This window comes from Paenibacillus sp. FSL H3-0310 (assembly GCF_038002785.1).
Lineage (GTDB): Bacteria > Bacillota > Bacilli > Paenibacillales > Paenibacillaceae > Paenibacillus_AQ > Paenibacillus_AQ odorifer.
The window spans coordinates 1,072,997-1,095,516 of the sequence record NZ_JBBODC010000001.1; the positions used below are offsets into that span (position 1 = coordinate 1,072,997).

The window sequence follows — 22,520 nt, forward strand, 5'->3', positions numbered from 1 at the left end:
ATATGTAGCAGCCACCGGATTTCCGGTGGCTTATTTTGTGGAACTTGGGCATGATAAGTTCAGAGCAGCGTAAGATTAATTTGCGAAAAGGAGAAGAGGGCATCATGAATTGGATATACTTCGCGAAACTGTTCAGAACGAGATTTCAAGCAGGCTGTTTGGCAAAGAGACTGGAGCAAGATGGCTGGATTTATGGCTATCATGACCCAAGTTTTGTGGAGATTTATCGATCCCGCAAAGGAAGATATGGGGTTAGATTTTTGCCTTGAGAACTTTTACAAATTCATCCTTGACGTAGACCCATTTTGTACTGTATATTATTTATTGTCGCTGTTTGAATATTATTTCTGACGCGGGGTGGAGCAGCCCGGTAGCTCGTCGGGCTCATAACCCGAAGGTCGCAGGTTCAAATCCTGCCCCCGCAACCAATTTTATTACAACAGCAATTGTACATTCGGATATTTTTAGATCCGGGCCCTTAGCTCAGTTGGTTAGAGCGGTCGGCTCATAACCGATTGGTCGGGGGTTCGAGTCCCTCAGGGCCCACTTATCAAAAACCCTTACCTTGTAAGGGTTTTTTGCTGTCTATAGGCTCCTTGTAAGTAGAAGTGGAAGAGTTGGAAAAGCGACAAAATAGAAAATGATCACATTTTGGTCACGGCGTTGTTAGATCCACTGGTTTTATCATAGATCATCTGGAAAACGGTAAAGAGTATGTATTCTGTGGAACTGCCCTACTCTTGTAGAGGAAAGGGGACAGTCATGACATATAGACTATTAAGTAGCAAGCACCATACGCCGTAGATTTTGATTGAATTAAAAGCATGTCCAATACGCTGAAATTGATGATTTCTTTGAAAAGGTTAATGCTGAATTTTGATAAGAAGCAATAGAGGATGCCGCATATTCGCTCGGCATCCTTTATTGCAAGTAGATATACTAACTTTATCATCAGAAGTTGATTAATAGCTTATTGATTATCACCAAACCAGATGTTCTCTGTACCGGTCCGCGTGTCTGTCCATACGCTCACTAGACGGCCTGTTTGAGGGACGATGGCATTACCGATGTAGTCCCCAATTAGGGGGATGCCGGTGACGTCAAAGGAAGTTGTTGTTATCCGGGTGTTTGTATACGTCATACCGCCATCTCTAGATGTTGCTAGATAAACATCAAGGTTGAGGGGGTTGACTCGATTAGTGTAATAGGTAACGAATATTGCACCATCCGCAGGGGATACGGTGATGGCTGGGAAAAAGTTTTGGGAGCCCACAGGACTACCTGTAATGGATATTGGTGCCCCCCAATCCACACCAAAATTAGTGGAGATAGCAAGAAAAATATCAGAATAACCTTCTCGAAAATCTTGCCATACAGCATAGACATTCCCTCGCGTCGTCGGTGCATTAGAAATATCTGCTGCGAGGGAAGGGTATGTCAGACATCTAAATGTATATCCCGGCAATGGATCTGGTGGGACTACAACGCTGGCGACCATGGTTTCAGGAGTAAAAGTGACCCCACCGTCTGAGGATGTGCGAATTTTAAGATCAGTATTACCGGGAGGCTGATTGATCCATCCCACGATAACAATCCCATTTAATGTAATTGCTATACCGGGGAATTCTTCGAATTCTTCGACCGAAGACAGCAGGGAGGGACTGGAATAGGTACTACCGTTATCTAGGGAACGATTGAAGAATATCGTATTTCCCGGTATGAATTGTGTGTTGTAATCATGCGTATAACCAGTATATACATTTCCAAAAAAAGGACTTGATCCAGCTTTGTCGGTGACAACGACCACCTGATCATCATTTACAAACTGCCCAAACCCTTGATTCACGATGACTGGCGGTCCGAATGAAGAGGCATTGTCGGCAGATGTATAGGAGACGATCGACCCGCTGAGACCGTCTGAATCGAAGGCGTGGGCTAATACTACGAAAGTGGTCGGGAAAATATAATCAATATGTGGTGCTTCGATGCCTGCAAATCCTGTCGGTAACGGCAATAACGTTGTTGTCCAAGTGGCACCTGCGTCAATAGATTTGTATAAACCTATATTAGGAGGGCCTAATCGAAGATCTACAGCTACGGCAACCATAACTGAAGGATTAAGCCAATTTACCGCGATGGTGGGCTCAAACTGAACGCTTGCGCTCGGTGAAAGTTGAATATTAACCATGCAAAGCTCCTTTCGTCATAGAGTTTTTGGTACTTACGGGTTCAGCTGAGCTATGAAAGTAAGTTCGGATTGCAGCACTCTTTGATGGGGGATGACGTTTCCTGACGAATCCGTTCCGAACACCGTGATAATCGTGTCTGCCGGTGCGTTTCCAGTTACGAGAAATTGGACTTCATAAGCTGAATTGCCTGCGATATTAAAACTGAGAAACTGGCTGGTGTTAGCATTAACATTTAATGAGTTGGAGTAGACTAAACCTTTACTAACCAAGGTATTCCATACGTAAACGTGATAGACTACGTTAGATGAAAAACTAAGGTTGTCATTATCGATATTAATGACCACGTTGGATGCTGGGGTAGTCCCTGTGTTCGTAATAATGCCTGTTGTTGTTGCCATGAGCTTCACCTCTTTATTAGTTTGCTATATATATATGAATTGAGATTCATTGTGTTTGGACAAGGGAATCAGAAAAATCGCGGAAATGATACTGAGGGGTCTTATTAGGTGGGGAAATACATATAAAATTTCAGCATGATCTGAAGGTAACTTGATTATAAGTTGAACAGCAATAGACGATTTTTACGTGCTACTATGAGGGTGTAGAAAACAGGTTAGAGTCGCACGACCGAAGCAATGGCGATTTACCGGGGCGTAACTCTTGGATGGGATTTCGGGATTTGGTGTCTTACGTTTGGAATGAAAAAGCCGCTGAACGTGGAGTAACTATTCGCTATCCGCAGGAGAATTTTAAGAATTTTGAATAGAAGGTCTGACATTCATTTTAAATAAATGTTATAATTATAATATCAGTGTGTAGAGATATTGGTCTTTTTTATTGGGCCAAAAATATATGTCTCATGATACGTCTGCCATCTGAAATATTATTCACGGAGATGACAAACATGCATGGAGACACAAGACTGCCCAGAAACGGAAAAGAAGGTATATTATTTTTACTCATTATTTCAATCATTTCAGTTAACACTATTGCCCCTATTATTGTGGGGTTGGAACGCGGCTTCAGTAAGGAAGTGTATATAGATACACTAAAGGTTATTCCGTTTATGTGGATGATCGTAGTTTTATCCGTAAGATTAGTTGCAGGTCCGATTGTCGGGAAAGTGATGCCGAAATTCATGGGACAAACCGATGGATTTAATGCAAGGATTCTGTTGAATACTTTATTAAATGTCACAGTGTTATCTATTTTACTATCAATTATCGGCACATGGGTTGGGACAAAACAAATAAGCCTGGATCCACTTAAAAACTTTCTTCACATCTGGCCGAGAAACTTTGGAATAGCATTTTGGATTGAACTGTTGGTTGCGCAGCCGATAGCAAGATTTGCAATGAAAACATTACACGCAAGACAGGATCGAAAATCGGAAAGTGTAAATGCGTAACTAGCTAGAATTTTGTAGACGAATAAGAAAAAAAGGAGCGTCCATGGTGGGCGTTCCTTTTTTGTAGCAATCGGAAGTACCGAGAGGGACCCCTGTGTTCCTTTGAAATTTGATTCGATAACAATTACGTGAACGAGGCTGCTCCTATCGGACACAGCTGACCCTTAAAGCGGTTTTTTTCCACATTTGCAATTCTAACGGACTCCATAGTCGCTAATGGCATAAAAAGTACCGCATTTGAGCCTCTTTCTGGGCATTAGCGTCCATGGAGTCCGAAACCATGCTCTTAAGGCTGAAAATCAGCAAATAGCGACATCTGGGTCCGATAGCTCGAGGTGGAGGAGGTTAGTTCGTTAGCTCGTTAGTGCCGTGCTCCTCACAGATTTAGTTGCAGAATTTACAGCGAGAATCGTCCTTTAAAGTAATAACAGTAGTCTCACCTCTACAACCAGCATATCTAGTATGCGAGTTCATAAACCATACAGTAAAGCACAAAACGGCACTGCTCCAAACCATGAAATGGTTTTGAAGCAGTGCCGTTTTTGTTAGCAGCCAGCTAAATTGTCCAATGGAGAGCAGGGCGACCGAAACGAGGTACTCAATTACTTCCGATCGCAGTCCTAGTCGCAGTCCCGATCGCAGTCCCGATCGCAGTCCCAGTCGCAGTCCCGATCGCAGTCCTGACCGCCGTCCCAACCGCCGTCCCTGGGTTTCCACCAACATCCTTAAAGTTTCATGCTGTCCCACAGCTGCTGGAATGCCCCGGATTCGACCTCGAAGAATGCCGGTGCTTGACCGTAGCGTACAAGTCCTTGACCGAACAGCGTCAGCTCTACTCGGGCGTTGTCTTCCAGCTGCAAATAGATGATCTTACGGTCTTCGCTGTCGTAGATGCCTTGCTCGATCAGCGGCTCTGCTGCCAGCGGTTTAGCAGCTTGGAGGGCTGTCAGGAAGCCATCAAGCGCCTCGCCATTGGCAAGTGGCGCCTGCTGCTGGAGGCCGTTGTTCCAGCTGTTGAAGCTTTCCCATTGTGCAGAAGTAACTCGGCCTTCAAGATTCAGCTTGCCGAACAGGTCGGCGCCGCTGTTTATGGTGATGCCGTTGGTGTGCTCATACAGTTCGGCGAATACCTCGCCGTTGATTTCCGAATAGGACATAATCAGAAAGCTGGAGTCATAGCCCTTCACGGAATAGAGATCCGTTTCGCCGATGTTCGAGGCTAACTCAATATATTCGTCGCTACCGCTCCATTCGTTGATGCCGCCTGTAGTGCGTCCCAACTTATCACCGCGCAGAGCAGCAGCATCGGCAGCGTCAATGCGAGTCGCTGACTGTGTATAAATATTATTTTTATACACGACCAAGGCGATCATATCTGCCTTCACGCCAGACTCCTTATCTGGCAGTTTCAGCTTGGGAATGACAATGCTGCCGGATGTAGCTGTGCCTGAATTGCCAGCATTGCTTGCTCCCGGAGTTACCTGGGCAACCTGCCCTGGGGAGCTCTGACTGTTCAACTGCTGCCATATACTAGGCCCAGCCAGACCGATTCCTGCGGCGAGCACGACACTTGCTGCGATATAAACGGTTTTGCGCGGACGCTTCCGCTCCTGCCGCTGCTCTATTTTATTGAACAATTCTTTTTTCATCTCTTCACCTGGTTTCATCGAATCCACCGCTTTCTTATATGTTGTTCGAAACTGATCTTCCTTCACTGTGGTTCCGCTCCTTCCAGCTCCAGTTTTAACAGTTGCCGTCCCCGCTGAAGTCTCATCTTCACGGCAGACTGACTAATCTGCAGAATCTTGCTGATCTCCTGGATGGGATAGTCCTCGTAATAATAAAGATGGATTACGGTTTTATACTTCATGGGCATCGCCATAACTAACTGCAGCAGAGCCCAATCCTCGGGGCTGTCTGCCGCAATTGGCTCAGCGCTCTCCAGCTTAACCTCGCGCTTGCGCCAGCCTCTGCCCAGTAGTGTTTTACAATGGTTGGTGATTACCCGGATCAGCCATGCCTTCTGATGTTCGGCATCTTTGAACTCCGGCGCTTTTTCTATTAGCTTGATGAAGGTATCCTGAGTGGCTTCTTCGGCATCTTGCCGGCTGCCTAGATGGACCAAAGCGATCCGGAACAGCATATCTGCGTAGATTTCGTAACTCTTCATCACATGATTTCCCGGCCGGGTCATGGATCGCTGCATGATACTGTGCCCCCCTTTACCTATAACACCATTTAGGACGGCATTAGGTCACATTTTGTTCCTGAGAAAATTCCTTTGTGTTTGAGCGTAAAGAATACCTATTCATAAATTATCTCCAGAGGCTTACGGACTCAGAAGTCGTTATTTGCATATTTATAGGCTTTTGAGCAGGTTCGCGGACTCCAGTGACGCTATTCCTTAAAAAGGAGGTCTTATATGGTGTTTTTCATGCCAATAAAGGCTATGGGGTCCGCTACACTTTGAAATGGAGGGTTATACCGCGCATAAGATCAACTGTGTCCGATAGCTGCTAAGAACCACGCCAATGTTATCTGTAGTCAGTGGATCTAATGTATAAAAAGGGGCTTCGTTACAAGTTTCAAGTTGCTTATCCATACTCTCTTTAATCAAGTGCATCGGCACATGTCCTGAACCCTCTACCATCACCTGTCTACGCAAACGATGTTTACCTATTTAGAGCAGGGAAGATCAAAAAAACACGTTTGCCCAAGCAGCCAAGTGCTGACTGCTGGACAAACGCGTCTTTTTTATAGGGCAACTCCTTCACGGGAGATTCTCCTCGATATGTTTATATGTATAGCTAGGATCATTACCTTTAACAGGAGCCCTGCTGTATTGAAAGATCCTTCCATTTTCTTTTCGATAAAAGTATCTTGCGTAGGGTTCGTCTGCAAAAATCACCGTGGTACTTACGAGGGGAGCTTTGGCAATCTGGGTGTATACTTTATCAAAATCTTCTTTCTTATAATTTCTCGTCTCTACTAGATAATGAATGACTTCTCTGTTCATATGATTTTGGAAGTAGTGGAAGGCTAAGGATGTTATTCCATAGATTAAAAGGATTAGAACGATGAAGATTAGTTTTGTTTTTTTCTTCATTAATTCCCTCCATATAAATAATTTGTATATAGTATAAGATAATATACTGAGACTGGTATGTCATTCATAGATATATGACGCAGGAGGAAGAGAAAATACTGGAGCAGCGAATTAAGATGTTGGAGAACAAGGTAAGTCCAAGGCTGCCGGGGGTGGAAATCTTATGGTTTTTAATATGGGGTTTTGTCGGTGTATTCATTATTCTAGTTCTTATTGGTGATACAGTTTGTATCTGCATAACAGATTATACAAAAAGGCAGCAAATAACAATAGTAATCCAGGCGTAAGCGAACGAAGAATTGCCGGGACATACTAGATTTGCTGCCTTTTAACTTATGAAGAATAATGATTCTCTTTTAGTCCTCTTTGGGTTCTTGCAATAAAATGGAGAAGGTCCCCGTTTCGTGATCCACCTCAATCGTCTCAATGCCCACGAAATCCGGGATTTCGGGGTGTACTGCATCTACATTATAATCCGGATGAGTCAGTAATAATTCGATTACTTTAATGGCTTCCATGTCGTTCCCCCTCACGAGAAATTCCACCATAAATGAATATGCAGAGAACTATTGCAACTAAGCTTATTATCTCCGTGATCCGTTGCGAATATGTGTCAGTCGTTCTTCGTTTCTTCCCATCACGGCCAATAATTGCCCTTGGAACACACGTCGTTGGATCTGATCAATCCGCTGTAAGGCCAGCTCGGCAGGAACTTGAAATTCTGCTGCGAGATAGGAGATGGCATCCTCCCGTTGCTCAGGCAATGTCATGCGGGAGATCATGGAGTAAGGCATCGCCGCATACAAGATAAAACGCTCGGATTCATCCTCCTGTGCCCGCGTGAAATGCTCTGGCATCAAGGTCTGATTATCACTGCCATGGCGAAGGAGGTGACACAGTTCATGAAGAAACTCTAGCCGTTGAAGATTGGCTGGAAGGCGGTTGTCGATAAACAGGCTGTACATCCCTGCAGACGCTTCAATGCTCTTGCTTCTCACATCCAAATAATGAACCCAGATATTAAGCCGCTCTGCAATATACGATATTGAAATTTGTGAGGGCTGATGAAGATTTAATCGCTTGTATAAATCCTCCGTCCATTTCTCAAGCACAGTCATTTGATAATATGATTTCATGTTCTCCAACTTATTCACCTCGTTTAAAATCACTAATAAATCACTAATGGGATCGTATGTTCGCATAAATGCGCAAAAGAAAAGCCCGAAGGGCTATGTAGAGTAAAAAAATGCTAAGGATACACAGGAACATTCGTTCTCATGTATCCTTAGCATAAAGCAATTACACACTAATATCAAGTGTTTTTCCCAAATTAGGAGCAACGCTTTTGCCCAGCATTTCCACCATGGTTTGGCTCTGGGTTTCAGCCTGATTCTTGGCAATATTCATGACCTGTATCCCAACATTTTGAGCTAAGGATGCTTGGCTCATTGCCATTGATAATGCAGCTATATCCATATTGCACCTCCTTTGTGTATATCCTGTTTATCGACTGTCCACCTTCAATTCATTAGGTGATTGGCATTTGTTTGCCAATTCGCCCAAACGGCTTATCTCCTTTTTACATATCTTGTGCTGTAGTCATTAATCATTAGGAGGAATTGAAAATGGGAATGGAACATGGTTGTGGTTGTAACGTAGGTCCGGTAGTAAGTCCAGCATCAGTAGGTCCGGTGTGTAGTCCTTGGACTTCAACAGGAGCAATTCTGGTACTTTTCATCTTGCTGGTTATCATCACTAAAGCTTGCTTATTCTAAGTTAGCTGATGTGCAGTGTAGCCCCATCTGGCGAATGCCAGGTGGGGCTATTCTGTTGCCTGGGGCTGGTCAGACAGACCGTTATTTAAACATAAATTCTACCCGCGTTCCGTCTGCATAATCCTCCAGCTGATTGCCAACCCAGCTTCCAGCCCCGCGGTTATCGCTTGGCGTTATGTATTCAATGTCGGCACCAATGCCGCCTTCCTCACACATAGCCATTGGCCATTCATCCCGGTCATACCCCTTTTTAGTGGGAATCCCTTTTAAGGACTCTTTACGGTTCTCTTCAGCCTGCTCTCGGTTAATCGTACATGTGGCGGATTCACCTTTCGCAATGGCATCCTGAATATGCTTGGCGGTCTCAGGATAGCGGTCTGATGGGAAGGTTAGCTGAACAACACTCGAATCGGATGGAGACGAGGGGTCTGTAGGCTCTCCATTTTGTTCAAACCAGTAACTAGCCAAAGCAAGTAATGCAACAATGATGAGACTGGAGATCCATTTTTTTACTTTCAATTCTGCTCCTCCTTTTTTGGCACTTAAAATAGTATATCTTATATCATAATTCAGTGCGATTTAATATAATTAGGTAAAATAAAGGAGGACGGAACTGGATATGGAGTACATAATTACCATTGAGGATCAGACGCTTATTACGGCTGCCGAAGATATAATTACTAGGTGTTATGAATGGGGACGGCACCATGTGGGTGCAGCGCTTCGTACTAAAACAGGAGAGATTTTTACAGCGGTACATGTGGAAGCCAGCATGGGGAGGATTACAGTCTGTGCAGAGGCGATGGTGATTGGCAAAGCGATATCAGAAGGTTATAAGGAATTTGATACGATTGTTGCGGTAAGGCATTCTGATCCAGACAGCGAGGAAAAAGAGATTAAAGTAGTCTCTCCCTGCGGCATGTGCCGAGAGTTAATTGCGGATTACGGAATAGACTGCAAGATAATTGTATCGGAGGATGACCGATTAGCTAAATATGAAATCACTGAGCTATTGCCTTTAAGGTACACGAGATAAGAAAAAAAGTAATGAGGAGCCGCGGAGCTCCTTTTTTTGTTGAGCCGTGAATTTATTCAGCAGTTCCTTATATCGTCCCAACTTATTTTACAACTTCATGTCCATTCGCTGAGTTCATGTCATTATTGTCCCCATACTATAACTTAAAAAGATTTAAAAGGATGGTGAGAATAGATGGAGCAGCGGATTATTCGTCAGATGGTTGATTCAGCATCAAGGTTCGTGGGCGATGTGCAGTGGCAGATGGCTTTTCGCAGATTACAAATGGCTCCGGCGGATTCGGGGCTGTCGTCCTCGGCTCAGCTATTGCTGAATACCCTCTATTACTTGCAGGGAAAGGGTGTGATAAGCGGCCAACATGATTATTTGGAAAGTGCAGATGAGCTCATGGAGAAGCTTAAAAATAGCAGCGGGCAATATGCTGCGCTTCATGGCTACGAGCTGGGCGCAATCAATAATCAGTCACAGGCTCTAATTGACAATCAACGGAATTGGGTCGTCAGCAGTGCGATACGCTGGTCTAGGGCCGGCGGGATCGTAACGATGTGTTATCACGCTGCATTACCGGGGACAGCGCCAACTTGGGGGAATGTAAATACGAGCCTAAGCAATGCTGATTTTGATAAATATATAACCCCAGGTACCACCCAGTATAATGCTCTGTTAGCTGATCTGGATAAGATAGCCTTGTCGCTGAAAAAGCTTAATGACGCAGGGGTTCCTGTACTTTGGCGGCCGTATCATGAAATGAATGGTGGATGGTTTTGGTGGGGGCAAAAGAGCAATTACGCTGCATTGTGGAACCTTATGTTCGATCGTTTTACCAATTATCATAAGCTGCATAATTTATTGTGGGTTTGGAGTCCAAATGCAAAAAATCAGTGGTGTGATGAGCCGGCAGAATACTATCCGGGCAGTGATAAGGTAGATGTGCTGGCGCTCGACATTTATGACGCGGATTTCAAGATTAGTCATTATGATAATTTATGGGATCTGGGTCGTGGCAAGCTGATTGCGATTGGTGAGAATGGAGAGCTTCCGTCTGCTGAACTGTTGTCCAAAACACAGCCCAAATGGTCTTATCAGCTGACCTGGGGGAAACTCCTCTATGAGAAGAATACCGATGCTGTGATAAAAGCTTTTATGAACGACAAAATGGTATTCACACGAGAGGAGTATGCTGCTGAGGCCGCCGCTTTCGCTGCTATCGGGGATAGTGTGCTGGAGAGTGGACTCTGTGGGCAATATTACAATAACATGACGCTTAGCGGCACGCCTGCACTGTTGCGTACGGATGCCAATATTAACTTTTCATGGAGACAAGGTTCGCCTGATCCTGCCATTCGTGTAGATGCGTTCTCTGTGCGGTGGAGTGGGAAGCTGACGGCTGCTTTTAGCGAGGTGTATACCATTTATTCCTACTCTGATGATGGGATACGGGTATGGATTGATGGTGGGCTAGTCATTGATAGTTGGGTGAATCAGAGCGGCCAGGAACGAAAAGGGAGCATAAACCTGATTGCAGGTAAGCCGTATGAAATAAAGGTGGAGTATTATGAGAATGCGGGCGACGCCCGGGTTGTTTTGCAGTGGGAGAGTCCGAGCCAGATCAAGGGGGTTATCCCAGCGGGGGCATTTTATCTTCCTTAAAAAAGAGTACTTCAAGTGTGCAAGCGCAAGCAAAAAGCCCCGGTTTTCCGGGGCCTTTTTACGTATGAACGTCTTAAATTTGCTCGCGGTAGCTAATGTTGTTGGCGATCTTCTCGTCACGAACGGCTTTGCGCAGAACATCTTTGACGGTTTGGGCATCATGGATTTTTCGAAAAAGAAGCTGAGGCGCTGAGGCATCATCAGAAAATACAGTTAATGATCCAATGCCAAGCATCCGGTCCATGATAGACTGTTTTACGGATAAATCGCGTACGCGCAGCAATTCGATTTCTTCAACATTTTTACCGATAAGTCCGGTCTTTACCATAATACGCTGACTTGTAATGGTATATGAAGTTGTGTTAAGTCCTACGATTCCTTTGAGTCGATCCGAGATGCCGGCAGGTTTGCCTTTCCAGAGCACGACTTCTTGAATGACATGATTATTATCTACTGTGGGTCGATGAGCGGTTACTGGAGCGGTACCGTCAAGGCTGGTTCCACATTCTCCACAAAATTTAGCGCCCTGCTTGTATTCCGCTCCACAGGTGGTGCAATAAGGCATAAATACTCTCCTTTCCTGATCACAATTAAAATAATTATAACATAACAGTCATTTTACATATATTTCATTTGCGCTTTACACAAACCGACATTATCCTGTTAAGTGGAGGGATAAATAATGAAAAAAGCTTTACTAATAGGAATGCTGATGATGACTGTCATCCTTAGCGCCTGCAGCAATAATTCAACTTCATCGGCACCTGCCACGGAGGAAGAAGTGCAGGAGACCGTGCAAAACTTCTACAATGAAATGTCTAAACTTGAAGAGTCAGGAAAAACTTCTTTAGCGGAGTTCAACGAAGCCATTGCTGGTTATTCAGCAGGAGATCTCACGGACAAGCAATTGGAGAAGAAAATTAAGCAATTCCAGAGTACCGCAACTGATTTATCGAATCAAGCCGAGAAAGTAAAAATTTCCTCCAGCTTGCCGGAAGACATTCGTAAGTTGCTCGAAGAGTCTAAAGTTGCCTTTGAAAGTGCTTATTCTTTAAAAGAAGAGGCCTCTCAAGGTGCTGATTCCGCAAACGTTACGGCTGAGCAATTTAATGAATTGAATCAGAACGCTGATGTAGCGATGTTATTCGGTATTTCCAAGCTTAACGAGGCAAGAGAAGCAACAGGACTTATAGATTCCGAAGGTCAGGCTACCTCAGAGTCTGGGGACGTTGTTCAAGAATAAATCAAATCAGGCGCTGCGCAGTTTATCTGTCAGCGTCTTTTTGCTGCGAATTTTATCTTGAATAGATATACATTAATATACATCTTTTGAATAAAGAGTGACCCTTAAAAAGGTATCTTTTTCCTGATTATTGATTAATATGCGAAGATGCGGATATAATACAAACATACGTTCGTGTTCAGAGGAATAGATATATAATTAAGGAGGGGTTACCATGGGCAAAAAGCTGGAGAAAAACGGGCTGTGGGAAAGCAGCCGCATGATGCTGCCGGAGCATAAGATACGAATTATAAGAGATGAACGGGAAACGCTGCGCCGCATCAAGCCTATTCTGGATGAGCAGAAGCTGGAGGAGATTGAATGTACACTGGCTTTGTCGTTGCGGAGTCATGTACGAGTGACAGTTGTTCTTTTTGACCCTTTTGAAAATACGATGTTAAGTGGTTTTGTGACTTCCATTCACACCCACTCGCGTGAGTTTAAGCTGCAGTGGGCGGAGGAATGGAAGTGGATCGATGTGGATGATATTGTCGAGGTCTACATCGTTTAATGCTGAGAACCGTTGCCTTCGCTTTTCTCATAAGCGATTAAGGTAACGGTAGGATTACCGGTCAGATGTGCAATGGAAGCTTCAGCATTCCGAATAATTTCCAGTGCTTCTTCCTGTTCACTAAGGGCTGCAACTTTATAGCTATCGCTATGAATATCCATATGTCTCCCACCTTTCGTTAAATATTTTGTCCTTTTTTGTGGAAATCATCCTAAAGGGGACAGGGGTACAGGCAAATAGGGCAGCGGCATCATTGAATATACCAAAGGGGTGATTCTATGCTGACTTTGGAGCAATTGAGGGAAAAATCCGCGGCGCGTCTGGTCGGGCTTCATCCTGTCTTGGCGGCAGGTGCGAATGTTTTGATTCAGCAAAGCCATGCGAGAGGAGTCCCTATCGTTATTACTCAGGGTCTACGGACCATTGCTGAGCAAAATGCTTTGTATGCGCAGGGTAGAAGCAAACCAGGACCGATAGTTACCAACGCTAAAGGCGGTACCAGCTATCATAATTATGGTCTTGCGTTTGATTTTGCGCTTTTGCTGCCGAATGGCACTAGCCTTTCTTGGGATATCAATCGTGATGGTGATAAGGATAAGACAGCGGATTGGCAAGAGGTTGTACAGGAGGCTAAGCGGCTTGGTTTAGAATGGGGCGGGGACTGGACCTCTTTTAAAGATTATTCACATCTGCAAATGACTTTCGGTTTAACTATAGATCAACTTCGGGCAGGTAAACGTCCAACGACGGACCAAGCCAAAGAGGCTTTAAAAAAGATTACCGGAGGGGATGATCAGGTGAACAAAGACGTTACAGTGACCATTAACCTAAACGGCCGCAAGCTTACCGATGGCGTTCTCGATACCGGAACAACTTATGTACCCATACGTGCGCTGGCTGAGGCGCTTGGAGCAAAGGTTACTTATGATGCTGTGACTAAGACAGTTAATGTAGTAAAAGAGTAAAACCACCATGCATAGACAGTGCCGTCCAAGGGGAAATTATCAGTGATAACTAACCTTAAAGGGAGGCATAACACTATGAACAAGCTGATAACAAGCCTTGCATGCGGTACTGTATTATCAATGAGTCTAATGGGAGCTAGCTATGCATCAAATGCCGTGGGATCAGCAGCATTGGGCGGTATCCCCGCCGCGAATACCGGGATGGATGGGACTGCGGAACACACTCGGATGATGAACACGGAAGGCAATCTAATGAACGGCACCACGGGAACGCTGAATCAGCATGAGAGCATTATGAAAGATAAGATCCGCATCGATGATAATTACAGACCTAACAACTACAATACCAATAACTACAATGACACCCGAAATAACTACAGAACCAACAGCACTGTCAACCCGGCAACCAACACCACACAGACCGGCAAATACCGTGCAACTAGTACAACAACGAATGCTGCAACTAACAAAGGATCTAACTGGGGCTGGCTCGGTCTGCTTGGACTTTTGGGTCTTGCCGGAATGAGAAGCAGAAGTGACGAGCGTAGATAATCCGCGTTTATAATAACCCGTATCGGTTCTGGCTGAACGGGTTATTTTTATTGTGAATAATTTTTTTTCGAAAAAGGATTGCGCGTTATCGATATTCATGATATTATATTTCTTGTCGCGTTATATGTGAACAACGTATGAAGCTTCAACACATAATATGCCGGGGTGGCGGAACAGGCAGACGCACAGGACTTAAAATCCTGCGGTACGTGAGTACCGTACGGGTTCGACCCCCGTCCTCGGCATCACAGTGAAAACCTTGAGAAATCAAGGTTTTTTTGTTTTTTATTGGTTTCGGAAAAAATTCCTTAGCAAAGGATGATAATATTGGACAAATTAGAAGCACTTGATAAGAACTTTGTCCCAATAGTAGAACCCTAGGTAAAGGTTCCAATCGCGTTCCTCTTTGTTTGTCAGAATGGTCGCTGATTTACACATATCTAAGTTCTCCATCTTTTATTTGGGCAAGCATACGAGTTACAAATGAATTTGTATCAAGTCAGCAGAAATTCTCAAAAATAATAAAGGCGCTGATGAAACAGCAAAAGCAGTACTTGAACAGTATGAGGCAATTCTATTAAAGCATAAGTCCGATCTCACCGTTCTCCAGCAGCAGCTATCTGATGTCGATATGCGGATTGCGGAATTGGAGAAGTAAATGAGAAAGACACGATATCTCAGTATACAAGATTTTTCATGACACAAAGTCGGGCATTTATGTAAAAATATTTGATTCAAAGCAAATTAAAGATGCTCAAATAAAGGCTGACTATTAGCTGCTTGTTTATTACACATGCTACTTTCCTTGCCCATACCTTATCGACAGATCCATTAATGAGATCCATTGCTTTTCTTCCTCTTTCTTTGGCATAATAAAATCCTCTTCATTCCATTACCATAATTATACATTATTTCACTGTATCCTCCTTAAATGCCCTGGAGTTAACGGTGGTCATCAAATCCGCAGTGATTACGAATATTTCTAGTGATAAGCTCAATTTATAAGAAATCCTCTCCAATATTTTGGGGGCTTTTACTTTTGTCTGGAAGGAGGAACAGGGCTGATATTTATAAAAAACTTGAATTAGCACTTCTTCTGACGAGACAAGTTGAAGCGATTATAACAGTATAAGAATTTTACCCCGGGCCACAACTTGAGATATTGCAGCAAGTTGATCTTAGAGTCGGTGAAATATTAGGTGCGTTGCAACCAAAAGAAGATTCAAATTTAGAAGTGCTAGTTAATTCGGAAAAACAATAGAAAGGGGCGAATTATAATGACTAAATCACAAATCGCTACGTCAACAGTAGGTGCAGTACTTATTCCGACATATGATTATTAATATGGGGAGGCGGACGAAGTCGTAACCATCATGGTCGCGCTTTTATTATCATGGATTGGTTATCAGGTATTAGAGCATGCAAGAAAGACAACACCCATGCTAGTAAATACGGAATTGATGGAGTCTCCCGAACATTTTTTATGTTACTGCTTCCGGCTGATGGATATTTTTTGAACATGGTGTTTGGACTGCCTGAGGTTTGGAGCACTGTCCATCAGTAACCTATTTCATGTTTTACAAAGCATGAGTCCTAACTTAATTCGGACAGTGTGGGGAGATTCACTTCCATTACCTGTCTTGGATGTAGTGCTCAAGTGGGGAGGTAGTGAGTTGGATAAGAAAGTCAAACGCGCTACCAGCAGAAAGGGAGGCGATGATTAATGTCTCTGACACTGGATCGAGTAAAGAGTAAATCAACTACGAGATTTATTGGTTTCCATCCCGTTATTTTAGCTATCACAGTTTTAATTGAACGCTGTTACACTCGGAATGCCTATCCGTTTCACTCAACTATTTCGAACTATTGCTGAGCAAGTCGCTTTAAATGCACTAGGAGGATTAAACTCAGCTTTAGTGTTATCAATGCAAAGGGTGGAACTAGTTATTATAATTTGGACTAGCTATCGACCTTGCAGTGTTACTACCCGATGGGAAACAAGTATCTTGGGATATAAAACGTGACGGTGACGGTGGTAAAGTGGCTGATTGGACGGAGGTAGTTCAAGAGGCAAAATCTTTTGGCTTCAACTGAGGCGATGTTTTTTCCCTTAATAAGGAAGCACAGCATTTTCAAATGACTTCTGGACTGACAACCTCACAACTACGTGCGGGTACTAAGCCGACTGAAACGGAAATGGCTAAAGATTTGACTAATATAGAGCGGTACAAGGAAGCGGCGAAGGTGAACAAAGACGTAAAAAGTGACGGTAAACGTTAACGGAAAAAAGTATCTAATGGAATGTTAGATAACGGTATAATACTGAAAATGGAAATAAAGCGAAGTTAAACAAAAGTGGAAAAATGACAAAAGAAATAAATCATGATGGTTTAAACTTATCAGTTAACTACTTTTATGATGAGAAGTCAAATAATGAATATATAAATATGGAAGGAATCGAATTTGTTTTACCTGGAAAAGTTTTCTCGAAATAATATTTCATTAATAATATTTAGCGAAGGCTATGTGAAAAAAGGACTGCTATCGCTTTTAGCATTTTTAACGTTAATTCTAGTTAGTGGGTGTTCTCCAAATACCATTGATGAAATGTATATATATAATGGATGGTTTTGATGAGGTAGTAAATGGAACACGAGCAGTTATAACAGACAAAAGTATTATTTAAATAATTCAAAAAACTGCTGAAGATTCGAATAGAGATCCAGGTTTTTCTAATAGAGCCACACCACAGTTTAAGATAGAGTTGGGTGCGGAGATATATTACCTTTGGATCGATGATGTCTCTGGAACTTTGGTGAATGTAAATAGTTCTGAGATTACTTACTCAATTCCAGAAAGTGAAGCTGAAAAGCTAAATAAATCTATATTAAGTTGTTATAAACTCAGCGATTGATGAACAGAAATAGATAATATACCAGGTAGTTCTCGCTAAAATAGTTGTAACGAAAGTACCATACCTACCTGCAATGGTGGGTATGGTTTACATAGGAGTGAAAGAAGTGAATGTTACATATAAGATTGCTCGTGCCCATTTCGTGCGAGTGCGATTTGAATTTAGAGCAGTGATAAGAACACCCCGCCAACCTTTATTGGTCGGCGAGGTGTTTTTATTTATTCAATTGTGTACTCACTAACTTCAAAGGTAAGTATCTTATCGTGTACAACATATTCTGTACGTTTGCTGAAAGGACCTTTGTTGTTTTCGTGCTTATCTATTCCATAACGGGCAGATTCCGAAGCACTGTCGTACCAATTTAGGAATGTAGTAACTTCTGACATTGGTAGATCAAATTCTTTTTCTAACCCAGTGGTTAGAGTTACTGTCAAAATTGCTCTGTCACCTGTTGGGACTTCCGGAGTAGCAGATGGAGTGGGTACAGGCGTGAAGGTTGGTTCTGGTGTTGGTGTGGCAGTTGGTTCTGGAGCAGGAGTGTAGTTCATTTTTATTTCGCCAATAGTAACAAAATAAGAGTATCCATTATTCTCTGATATATTTAATCTGTATTTTTTATACTCTTTTTCATTATTAAACGCGAATACTTTGTCCACTGATGTAGTCCAACCGGTAATGTTGTTTTGAGTGTCAAGAACAACCCAGTTTTCCCCATCCCATCCTTCGAAAGTCCAATTTTTAGGCGATTCTTTTGCTACATTCTCGTTTTTGCCACGACCTGTTAGAGAGTAAGAGTTAACAATTTGTGGACTTTCAAATTCATAAGCTATCCATCCATATGGCACACCTTCTTTAGAAGCCCATCCATAGTCGTTGTTGTTATTGTTAAATGCGTTGAACGCTTGATGGTCAATACCCCATTCGCTACTTGCACTTACCACTCCGGATGGAGAAGTATTAGATGTCATTACCGGAATTAAACTTGATACTGTTGTGGTATTTGCTTTAGTAATAGAAACAAAACTAAATAGCAGAAGTAAGGATAAAATGATAGGTACGTAAATTTTCTTTTTCATATGTATCTCCTTTAGTAGTTTATAGGAATCAAAGATACATAATGCAAAAAGAACAGTCTAAACAATATTTCTTAAATATGTAATAAAAAGAGTATTATATTTATTAATTCATAATTATTACATTTGGTGATAGGATTTCTATTGAATTAAGAATGCATGTTTGGTTATAATACAAACAAATGTTCTTGTTTTAGGGGGGTATCAACATGCAAATGCAGATTGGTCAAACTGTTGAAATTCTACAGCGGTAATACATGCGCACATGGAGCGCCTGGAGATTAAGGGGTACATACAGAGAGGTAAGAACATGCCACGAGCGTTGAAAGTTATTAAGGGAGTCGACGAAGACAATGAAACCACATCAGCGTAAGAAACTTGAAGATAATGGTCTTTGGGAGGGAAGTCGGATGATAATGCCTGAACATAAAAATAGGATTCTGACGATTCGCTTAAAGAAGAAGTGCGATCAAAGCCTGATTTAGATCCCAAAGCATTAGCTGAAATCTCACAGGTATTAGCTCAATATTTAGAGGATTGTAGTCCGATTACAATTACATTTTTTGGGGAATATGAGGACAGATCCATCCATGGAATAGTCATGAGAGTCGATCGACAGTTGAAACAGATTAAGTTCCATCATGATGGCGATTGGGAATGGATTAAACTAGAGGAAGTTATTGAGGCAATCACTTAAACGAGTGTCGCTTTTTCAATTATCCCTTATTAAGCTAACGGGCAGCATAGTGCAACAAGGCATACAAACAAGCTATAAAAAAACTACTTATGGACATGTTCATCCATAAGTAGGAGAAGGGAATTATTAATGACAGACCAAATAATTCATAGTAGCTATCTTAACTTAGTTATAAAGTAAGGTATGACTATTTGAAAATCTGAAGTATCATTCCAGACAGTTATGACCCATTCTCTACTAGTTCTAGGATAAGATTCTGTTGCGAACACTTCTTTGGTTTTTGGATCACCAGGTCTAATTGACCATCCACCAGAGACTACCCTTCTATTGATTGGAGCTAACATACTGAGTTCTCTGCTACCTCCTGGTGGGATCACTACTCTAGTAAAGACAAAACGGTCAAAGCCATTCCCAAGGTTTTGCGAAGTACGTACTTTTGTTGCACTTAATCTAATGATACTTTTTTGTTTTACAATTGTCTTTCTTGTAATCTTCTTTTTAATTGCCATGATATAACCTCCTCAAGTTGCATATGTTACAGTATTTAATAGATGTAAACTAAAGGGATTTTGCTTGTGTCTGTATCTAGTTAATTTGAATAAAATAGGGGAGTCGTGGGCATAGTCAAGAGATACATTTCTGAAAGCAATGTAAATGACAGGGGCATATTGAGCATTCTTCTTCTTCATTTTCAACTATGGCACCCGTAAAGAATGTATAATAGTGATATCTTTTTCATACGAATTTCTATTTAAGCTAACGGGAAACGTTAGCTCAATATAGATATAAGACACCCAACCGATACGATTGTAAAAATGTCCCTCATCAGTGATTATATTGGTGGGGTTTTGCGTTTCTCTATAACCAATGATATTTTTAGCTCGTTTCAAGTAATTGATAGATTACATTTAGGTTATTATTAGATATGTAAATTAATGAGAGCAAAGAAGTGAGGCATGCAATTACACAAATTAGATATTAACCAGACACTAACCCAAGAAGCAACAAAAACCCTTGCACAGATTTTAATTTCCGTTGCAAGGGATCAAAACTATAAGTGGTACTTTTTTTATAATACAAGGTTTTGTTAAATAATCGCAGGGGACGAACTGGGGACAGACTCTAGGTCAACCAGTAGAAACCAGTCCAAATGAGAACAATATAAGAACGGGTTAAGTCCTTGATATGACTAGGTTATTGAGTTTAGTTCCATATCATATCAATAAAAATCCATGTCTTAAAATCCTGCGGTACGTGAGTACCGTACGGGTTCGACCCCCGTCCTCGGCATCATAGTGAAAACCTTGAGAAATCAAGGTTTTTTTGTTTTTCTTGAGTAAAACTTCCGTCAAAAGCTAAGGTTCACTCCTTTTCAGTGCTTGTCTAATCACAAGTTCTGGAGAGGAGTTTTTTAATATGTAAGATTTCATGAACCGCCGTATATCAAACGGTAAGCAGAGTGGTATGAGAGATCCGAGCCTTTTGATTACTGTCGAATAACATCTTAATTTGTTGTATTATTAATTAATCTAGTTTTCAAGAACCAAGGAGGGTTAAAGTTTGCTTACACTGAGAAGAGCCGACCCGGGTCAAAGTAAAAAGCTCAGTCTTACATCGCTGCTTACGGGCTTGGTTACGCTGGTGGTTCTACTAACCTCAAGCATCCTTCTGATTGGCTCTTACGAGTCCAAAAAACAGTCCTTGATGGAGACTACACTCCATCTGAATTACTACAACGCTGACCGAATGACCAAAACAATGGATTCCTTATTTCAGTCCATGCGCAGCAGTTTGGAATACAGTGCTGACACACTCTCCGATGACGAAACCTCAACGCCGAAGCAAGTTGATGATAATTTGGAACTGATGCGCAATAGTAGCAATTACTTCAATTCTATCGCCGTGCTCGATGCCGACGGGCTGATCCGCAATGTAGTACCGGCTAGTTTGGGGTCAGTAGGAAACCATATTACTTCTAAGGTCGGTTTGGAAGCTCTGGCGTTAAAAAAACCTTACATATCCTCCCCCTACATGACCCAAACCACCAATAGACTAATCGTTTTTATGAGTCAGCCGATTTTTAGCAAGAATGGTACATATCGCGGTATTTTGAGCGGCACATTTTATCTGCAGGAGAACAATATTTTGTCTATGATTTTTGGCGACAATAACGTGGACGATTCTGGCTCCTATTATTATATTGTGGATTCCAGCGGGCATCTGTTGTACCACCCGGATAAGCAGCTCATTGGGGAGGATGTCAGCAATAACAAGGTTGTGCAGAAACTCATGAATGGGGAGAGTGGGGAACAGCAAGTGCGTAACACCCGTGACGTTGAAATGCTTGCCGGATACTCCAGCGTTCCAGCCAACGGATGGGGAATTGTGGTCGTTTCGCCGATTAGTGTCATCCATCATCAACTGATGGGGCACCTTCGGACCATTCTCTGGTATTCGTTGTTTCCGTTCATTATCCTCCTGATGGGCGTCATTCTCGTAGCACGCAAGCTGGCCCGGCCTTTTGTGTACCTGGCAAATCTGGTGAGCAGGATGGGCAAGGAGAAGATTGAATTGCCAGAAGCGAAGCCGCAATGGAGCCGAGAGGCAGATCTGCTGACCAAGGCTGTGTTGCTTGCCGTGACGGATATTCAGAAGCAGACGGATCAACTGACCCAAGAGGCTACGACGGATGCTCTGACCGGTTTAATGAACCGGAGATCGTTAGAGTATACGATGAGTCAGTGGATTGACTCAGGACAACCGTTTTCGCTCATTGTACTGGATGTAGACAAATTCAAACTCGTGAACGACACTTACGGTCATCTCATCGGCGACGAAGTGCTGAAACATGTAGCCAAAGTTATAGTTACCTCGGTTCGTCCAGACTATGTTTGCTACCGCTACGGCGGTGAAGAGTTCATCATCTTGCTAGCCCACACAAGACCTGAGGAAGCTTTCATCATAGCTGAAAGAGTCCGGCGGGCAATGGAACAAAGCAGGGGGCCAATCGAGACACAGGTTACAATCTCTCTAGGAATCGCCCATTATCCTTTTCATACATTGGAGCGGGAGGGGCTGCTGGAGAAGGCGGATCAGGCGTTATACTTGGCCAAGAGCAGGGGAAGAAACCAGACTATGGTCGCTGATGTTTGAAACAATGGCTCGAAATATAGAAGCATATAAACCTCCTTTGCTATATCTGACTAAATCAGATGAAGTAGAAGGAGGTTTTGTCAATGGCTATACGTTTAACAAAAGTTAAAAAGGCAGCAATAGCAATAATGGAAGAAGCATTAAACAGTCTATCAATTAGAAGAAAGCGAATAACCTCAATGAACAAGCAGTCCTTGATTACCCATACA

The 22,520-nt window shown here is 42.6% G+C and carries 27 protein-coding genes, 3 tRNA genes and 1 pseudogene; 17 read left to right on the top strand and 14 right to left on the bottom strand.

What is annotated here, in order from left to right:
* Positions 1 to 104 precede the first annotated feature (104 nt).
* The 3 genes from MHH63_RS04810 to MHH63_RS04820 all read left to right on the top strand — a co-directional run bounded on the left by MHH63_RS04810 (position 105) and on the right by MHH63_RS04820 (position 546).
* On the top strand, positions 105 to 269 hold the full coding sequence (locus tag MHH63_RS04810; protein ID WP_167347621.1) for a hypothetical protein: 165 nt from the start codon (positions 105 to 107) through the stop codon (positions 267 to 269).
* An 82-nt stretch (positions 270 to 351) separates the two neighbouring features.
* A tRNA-Met gene (locus MHH63_RS04815) sits at positions 352 to 428 on the top strand.
* Between the two features lie 44 nt (positions 429 to 472).
* Positions 473 to 546, top strand: a tRNA-Ile gene (locus tag MHH63_RS04820).
* A gap of 424 nt (positions 547 to 970) precedes the next feature.
* Here the strand turns inward: MHH63_RS04820 and MHH63_RS04825 are convergent.
* Together MHH63_RS04825 and MHH63_RS04830 are read right to left on the bottom strand one after the other, a co-directional pair.
* Positions 971 to 2,107: a sialidase family protein gene (locus tag MHH63_RS04825; protein ID WP_256717195.1), complete on the bottom strand. Its 1,137-nt coding sequence runs from the start codon at positions 2,105 to 2,107 to the stop codon at positions 971 to 973.
* Between the two features lie 114 nt (positions 2,108 to 2,221).
* Positions 2,222 to 2,587 carry a hypothetical protein gene (locus tag MHH63_RS04830; RefSeq protein ID WP_042191062.1) on the bottom strand — a complete coding sequence of 122 codons (366 nt, stop codon included), beginning with the start codon at positions 2,585 to 2,587 and terminating at the stop codon, positions 2,222 to 2,224.
* Between the two features lie 506 nt (positions 2,588 to 3,093).
* On the opposite strand from MHH63_RS04830, the gene MHH63_RS04835 reads away from it, so the two are divergent.
* Positions 3,094 to 3,597 carry a hypothetical protein gene (locus tag MHH63_RS04835; RefSeq protein WP_076192030.1) on the top strand — a complete coding sequence of 168 codons (504 nt, stop codon included), beginning with the start codon at positions 3,094 to 3,096 and terminating at the stop codon, positions 3,595 to 3,597.
* A 725-nt stretch (positions 3,598 to 4,322) separates the two neighbouring features.
* Here MHH63_RS04835 and MHH63_RS04840 read toward each other — a convergent pair.
* The 7 genes and pseudogenes from MHH63_RS04840 to MHH63_RS04870 form a co-directional block, all read right to left on the bottom strand.
* Positions 4,323 to 5,312 carry a hypothetical protein gene (locus tag MHH63_RS04840; protein WP_339281312.1) on the bottom strand — a complete coding sequence of 330 codons (990 nt, stop codon included), beginning with the start codon at positions 5,310 to 5,312 and terminating at the stop codon, positions 4,323 to 4,325.
* On the bottom strand, positions 5,309 to 5,803 hold the full coding sequence (locus tag MHH63_RS04845; RefSeq protein ID WP_076220021.1) for an RNA polymerase sigma factor: 495 nt from the start codon (positions 5,801 to 5,803) through the stop codon (positions 5,309 to 5,311). Before MHH63_RS04845 ends, MHH63_RS04840 begins: the two co-directional genes overlap by 4 nt.
* A gap of 330 nt (positions 5,804 to 6,133) precedes the next feature.
* Positions 6,134 to 6,253 (bottom strand): annotated as a pseudogene (locus tag MHH63_RS04850) (phosphomethylpyrimidine synthase ThiC); the annotation flags it as partial.
* Positions 6,254 to 6,367: 114 nt separating this feature from the next.
* Entirely contained in the window at positions 6,368 to 6,703 is a 336-nt protein-coding gene (locus tag MHH63_RS04855) for a DUF3139 domain-containing protein (protein ID WP_076192025.1), read from the bottom strand.
* Positions 6,704 to 7,059: 356 nt separating this feature from the next.
* The gene (locus tag MHH63_RS04860) at positions 7,060 to 7,221 is read right to left on the bottom strand and encodes a hypothetical protein (protein ID WP_155288176.1); all 162 of its coding nucleotides are present in this window, start codon (positions 7,219 to 7,221) and stop codon (positions 7,060 to 7,062) included.
* A gap of 66 nt (positions 7,222 to 7,287) precedes the next feature.
* Positions 7,288 to 7,839: an ImmA/IrrE family metallo-endopeptidase gene (locus MHH63_RS04865; RefSeq protein ID WP_036683410.1), complete on the bottom strand. Its 552-nt coding sequence runs from the start codon at positions 7,837 to 7,839 to the stop codon at positions 7,288 to 7,290.
* Between the two features lie 163 nt (positions 7,840 to 8,002).
* Complete coding sequence (locus MHH63_RS04870) at positions 8,003 to 8,179, bottom strand: YjfB family protein (RefSeq protein WP_076098563.1); 177 nt, start codon at positions 8,177 to 8,179, stop codon at positions 8,003 to 8,005.
* Positions 8,180 to 8,328: 149 nt separating this feature from the next.
* Between MHH63_RS04870 and MHH63_RS04875 the strand changes: the two genes are divergently transcribed.
* Complete coding sequence (locus tag MHH63_RS04875) at positions 8,329 to 8,478, top strand: hypothetical protein (RefSeq protein ID WP_155288175.1); 150 nt, start codon at positions 8,329 to 8,331, stop codon at positions 8,476 to 8,478.
* An 81-nt stretch (positions 8,479 to 8,559) separates the two neighbouring features.
* Here the strand turns inward: MHH63_RS04875 and MHH63_RS04880 are convergent, their stop codons facing one another.
* Positions 8,560 to 8,997: a NucA/NucB deoxyribonuclease domain-containing protein gene (locus tag MHH63_RS04880; protein WP_341171261.1), complete on the bottom strand. Its 438-nt coding sequence runs from the start codon at positions 8,995 to 8,997 to the stop codon at positions 8,560 to 8,562.
* A gap of 100 nt (positions 8,998 to 9,097) precedes the next feature.
* Between MHH63_RS04880 and MHH63_RS04885 the strand changes: the two genes are divergently transcribed.
* Both MHH63_RS04885 and MHH63_RS04890 read left to right on the top strand, forming a co-directional pair.
* Positions 9,098 to 9,514: a cytidine deaminase gene (locus MHH63_RS04885; protein WP_341171262.1), complete on the top strand. Its 417-nt coding sequence runs from the start codon at positions 9,098 to 9,100 to the stop codon at positions 9,512 to 9,514.
* 174 nt (positions 9,515 to 9,688) lie between these two features.
* Complete coding sequence (locus tag MHH63_RS04890) at positions 9,689 to 11,164, top strand: glycosyl hydrolase (RefSeq protein ID WP_340397092.1); 1,476 nt, start codon at positions 9,689 to 9,691, stop codon at positions 11,162 to 11,164.
* Positions 11,165 to 11,237: 73 nt separating this feature from the next.
* Here the strand turns inward: MHH63_RS04890 and MHH63_RS04895 are convergent, their stop codons facing one another.
* The gene (locus tag MHH63_RS04895; protein WP_076213977.1) at positions 11,238 to 11,729 is read right to left on the bottom strand and encodes a PH domain-containing protein; all 492 of its coding nucleotides are present in this window, start codon (positions 11,727 to 11,729) and stop codon (positions 11,238 to 11,240) included.
* A 117-nt stretch (positions 11,730 to 11,846) separates the two neighbouring features.
* Between MHH63_RS04895 and MHH63_RS04900 the strand changes: the two genes are divergently transcribed.
* Together MHH63_RS04900 and MHH63_RS04905 are read left to right on the top strand one after the other, a co-directional pair.
* Positions 11,847 to 12,407, top strand: coding sequence for a hypothetical protein (locus MHH63_RS04900; protein WP_341171263.1), 561 nt, complete (start codon positions 11,847 to 11,849; stop codon positions 12,405 to 12,407).
* A 214-nt stretch (positions 12,408 to 12,621) separates the two neighbouring features.
* Positions 12,622 to 12,957, top strand: coding sequence for a YolD-like family protein (locus tag MHH63_RS04905; RefSeq protein WP_076128863.1), 336 nt, complete (start codon positions 12,622 to 12,624; stop codon positions 12,955 to 12,957).
* Here the strand turns inward: MHH63_RS04905 and MHH63_RS04910 are convergent.
* The gene (locus MHH63_RS04910) at positions 12,954 to 13,118 is read right to left on the bottom strand and encodes a hypothetical protein (RefSeq protein WP_169744799.1); all 165 of its coding nucleotides are present in this window, start codon (positions 13,116 to 13,118) and stop codon (positions 12,954 to 12,956) included. The genes MHH63_RS04905 and MHH63_RS04910 overlap by 4 nt on opposite strands.
* Before the next feature lie 117 nt (positions 13,119 to 13,235).
* Here MHH63_RS04910 and MHH63_RS04915 point away from each other — a divergent pair, with 117 nt between their 5' ends.
* From MHH63_RS04915 to MHH63_RS04940, 6 genes are all read left to right on the top strand, one after another.
* Positions 13,236 to 13,922 (top strand): M15 family metallopeptidase, encoded by a 687-nt coding sequence (locus tag MHH63_RS04915; RefSeq protein WP_076220018.1) that lies wholly within the window; start codon positions 13,236 to 13,238, stop codon positions 13,920 to 13,922.
* Positions 13,923 to 13,997: 75 nt separating this feature from the next.
* Positions 13,998 to 14,474, top strand: coding sequence for a WGxxGxxG-CTERM domain-containing protein (locus tag MHH63_RS04920; RefSeq protein ID WP_076136668.1), 477 nt, complete (start codon positions 13,998 to 14,000; stop codon positions 14,472 to 14,474).
* Between the two features lie 159 nt (positions 14,475 to 14,633).
* Positions 14,634 to 14,719 (top strand) — tRNA-Leu (locus MHH63_RS04925).
* 1,148 nt (positions 14,720 to 15,867) lie between these two features.
* Entirely contained in the window at positions 15,868 to 16,038 is a 171-nt protein-coding gene (locus tag MHH63_RS04930; protein WP_341171264.1) for a hypothetical protein, read from the top strand.
* 22 nt (positions 16,039 to 16,060) lie between these two features.
* A complete protein-coding gene (locus MHH63_RS04935; RefSeq protein WP_341171265.1) occupies positions 16,061 to 16,198 on the top strand; it encodes a hypothetical protein in 138 nt (45 codons plus the stop codon).
* Positions 16,199 to 16,610: 412 nt separating this feature from the next.
* Positions 16,611 to 16,754: a hypothetical protein gene (locus tag MHH63_RS04940; protein WP_341171266.1), complete on the top strand. Its 144-nt coding sequence runs from the start codon at positions 16,611 to 16,613 to the stop codon at positions 16,752 to 16,754.
* A gap of 852 nt (positions 16,755 to 17,606) precedes the next feature.
* Here MHH63_RS04940 and MHH63_RS04945 read toward each other — a convergent pair.
* Positions 17,607 to 18,464, bottom strand: coding sequence for a discoidin domain-containing protein (locus MHH63_RS04945; RefSeq protein WP_341171267.1), 858 nt, complete (start codon positions 18,462 to 18,464; stop codon positions 17,607 to 17,609).
* A 460-nt stretch (positions 18,465 to 18,924) separates the two neighbouring features.
* Here MHH63_RS04945 and MHH63_RS04950 point away from each other — a divergent pair, with 460 nt between their 5' ends.
* Complete coding sequence (locus MHH63_RS04950) at positions 18,925 to 19,158, top strand: YolD-like family protein (RefSeq protein WP_341171268.1); 234 nt, start codon at positions 18,925 to 18,927, stop codon at positions 19,156 to 19,158.
* 155 nt (positions 19,159 to 19,313) lie between these two features.
* Here MHH63_RS04950 and MHH63_RS04955 read toward each other — a convergent pair whose 3' ends face one another.
* Positions 19,314 to 19,667 (bottom strand): hypothetical protein, encoded by a 354-nt coding sequence (locus MHH63_RS04955; protein WP_341171269.1) that lies wholly within the window; start codon positions 19,665 to 19,667, stop codon positions 19,314 to 19,316.
* A 1,051-nt stretch (positions 19,668 to 20,718) separates the two neighbouring features.
* Here MHH63_RS04955 and MHH63_RS04960 point away from each other — a divergent pair.
* Complete coding sequence (locus MHH63_RS04960; RefSeq protein WP_341171270.1) at positions 20,719 to 22,311, top strand: sensor domain-containing diguanylate cyclase; 1,593 nt, start codon at positions 20,719 to 20,721, stop codon at positions 22,309 to 22,311.
* Positions 22,312 to 22,520: the final 209 nt, after the last annotated feature.

Bases quoted from the DNA above. Each gene is read 5' to 3' on its own strand.
- MHH63_RS04915 (WP_076220018.1), top strand. From the start codon at position 13,236: ATGCTGACTTTGGAGCAATTGAGGGAAAAATCCGCGGCGCGTCTGGTC.
- MHH63_RS04830 (WP_042191062.1), bottom strand. From the start codon at position 2,587: ATGGCAACAACAACAGGCATTATTACGAACACAGGGACTACCCCAGCA.
- MHH63_RS04875 (WP_155288175.1), top strand. From the start codon at position 8,329: ATGGGAATGGAACATGGTTGTGGTTGTAACGTAGGTCCGGTAGTAAGT.
- MHH63_RS04860 (WP_155288176.1), bottom strand. From the start codon at position 7,221: ATGGAAGCCATTAAAGTAATCGAATTATTACTGACTCATCCGGATTAT.
- MHH63_RS04910 (WP_169744799.1), bottom strand. From the start codon at position 13,118: ATGGATATTCATAGCGATAGCTATAAAGTTGCAGCCCTTAGTGAACAG.
- MHH63_RS04935 (WP_341171265.1), top strand. From the start codon at position 16,061: ATGAGTCCTAACTTAATTCGGACAGTGTGGGGAGATTCACTTCCATTA.
- MHH63_RS04835 (WP_076192030.1), top strand. From the start codon at position 3,094: ATGCATGGAGACACAAGACTGCCCAGAAACGGAAAAGAAGGTATATTA.
- MHH63_RS04825 (WP_256717195.1), bottom strand. From the start codon at position 2,107: ATGGTTGCCGTAGCTGTAGATCTTCGATTAGGCCCTCCTAATATAGGT.
- MHH63_RS04810 (WP_167347621.1), top strand. From the start codon at position 105: ATGAATTGGATATACTTCGCGAAACTGTTCAGAACGAGATTTCAAGCA.
- MHH63_RS04895 (WP_076213977.1), bottom strand. From the start codon at position 11,729: ATGCCTTATTGCACCACCTGTGGAGCGGAATACAAGCAGGGCGCTAAA.
- MHH63_RS04940 (WP_341171266.1), top strand. From the start codon at position 16,611: ATGACTTCTGGACTGACAACCTCACAACTACGTGCGGGTACTAAGCCG.
- MHH63_RS04905 (WP_076128863.1), top strand. From the start codon at position 12,622: ATGGGCAAAAAGCTGGAGAAAAACGGGCTGTGGGAAAGCAGCCGCATG.
- MHH63_RS04865 (WP_036683410.1), bottom strand. From the start codon at position 7,839: ATGAAATCATATTATCAAATGACTGTGCTTGAGAAATGGACGGAGGAT.
- MHH63_RS04870 (WP_076098563.1), bottom strand. From the start codon at position 8,179: ATGGATATAGCTGCATTATCAATGGCAATGAGCCAAGCATCCTTAGCT.
- MHH63_RS04885 (WP_341171262.1), top strand. From the start codon at position 9,098: ATGGAGTACATAATTACCATTGAGGATCAGACGCTTATTACGGCTGCC.
- MHH63_RS04955 (WP_341171269.1), bottom strand. From the start codon at position 19,667: ATGGCAATTAAAAAGAAGATTACAAGAAAGACAATTGTAAAACAAAAA.
- MHH63_RS04890 (WP_340397092.1), top strand. From the start codon at position 9,689: ATGGAGCAGCGGATTATTCGTCAGATGGTTGATTCAGCATCAAGGTTC.
- MHH63_RS04845 (WP_076220021.1), bottom strand. From the start codon at position 5,803: ATGCAGCGATCCATGACCCGGCCGGGAAATCATGTGATGAAGAGTTAC.
- MHH63_RS04900 (WP_341171263.1), top strand. From the start codon at position 11,847: ATGAAAAAAGCTTTACTAATAGGAATGCTGATGATGACTGTCATCCTT.
- MHH63_RS04945 (WP_341171267.1), bottom strand. From the start codon at position 18,464: ATGAAAAAGAAAATTTACGTACCTATCATTTTATCCTTACTTCTGCTA.
- MHH63_RS04920 (WP_076136668.1), top strand. From the start codon at position 13,998: ATGAACAAGCTGATAACAAGCCTTGCATGCGGTACTGTATTATCAATG.
- MHH63_RS04855 (WP_076192025.1), bottom strand. From the start codon at position 6,703: ATGAAGAAAAAAACAAAACTAATCTTCATCGTTCTAATCCTTTTAATC.
- MHH63_RS04930 (WP_341171264.1), top strand. From the start codon at position 15,868: ATGGATTGGTTATCAGGTATTAGAGCATGCAAGAAAGACAACACCCAT.